This is a genomic window from Streptococcus sp. GMD1S (assembly GCF_000296875.1).
Classification (GTDB): Bacteria; Bacillota; Bacilli; order Lactobacillales; family Streptococcaceae; genus Streptococcus.
The window spans coordinates 1-601 of record NZ_AJQY01000276.1; the positions used below are offsets into that span (position 1 = coordinate 1).

At 42.4% G+C, this 601-nt stretch carries 1 protein-coding gene and 1 pseudogene; both read left to right on the plus strand.

What is annotated here, in order from left to right; translation table 11 throughout:
* Positions 1 to 106: 106 nt before the first annotated feature.
* The gene (locus tag GMD1S_RS08765) at positions 107 to 397 is read left to right on the plus strand and encodes a thiamine-binding protein (protein WP_000647656.1); all 291 of its coding nucleotides are present in this window, start codon (positions 107 to 109) and stop codon (positions 395 to 397) included.
* A pseudogene (locus tag GMD1S_RS11920) lies at positions 360 to 601 on the plus strand (ABC transporter permease); the annotation flags it as partial. The gene GMD1S_RS08765 and the pseudogene GMD1S_RS11920, both read left to right, overlap by 38 nt.

Sequence of the window (601 nt, forward strand, 5' to 3'; positions counted from 1 at the left end):
TAATGCCAGCGTAGGGAACGATACTTAGCCGAATTCTGCACCTTTTCCATATATGGCAAAGGTTTTTCTTTTTGTTCAAAAGGAAAGCCGAGAAGAGGAGGATTTTATGAAAGCAAGCATTGCCTTGCAAGTCTTTCCCCTATCACAGGGGATTGATCGAATTGCTATTATCGATCAGGTTATTGCTTATCTGCAAGCTCAGTCCGTGACCATGGTGGTGACACCCTTTGAAACGGTTTTGGAAGGAGAGTTTGATGAGCTCATGCGTATTCTCAAAGAAGCGCTTGAAGTGGCTGGGCAAGAGGCAGATAATGTCTTTGCCAATGTCAAAATAAATGTAGGAGAGATTTTAAGTATTGATGAGAAACTTGAAAAGTATACTGAGACGTCACATTAGTCTATTTGGTTTTCTAGGAGTCTTGTCAATCTGGCAGTTAGCGGGAATATTCAAACTTTTACCCAAGTTTATCCTGCCAACTCCTCTTGAAATTCTCCAGTCCTTTGTTCGTGACAGAGAATTTCTCTGGCACCATAGTTGGGCGACTTTGAGAGTGGCTTTGCTAGGTCTAGTCTTGGGAGTCTTGATTGCCTGTATCATGGC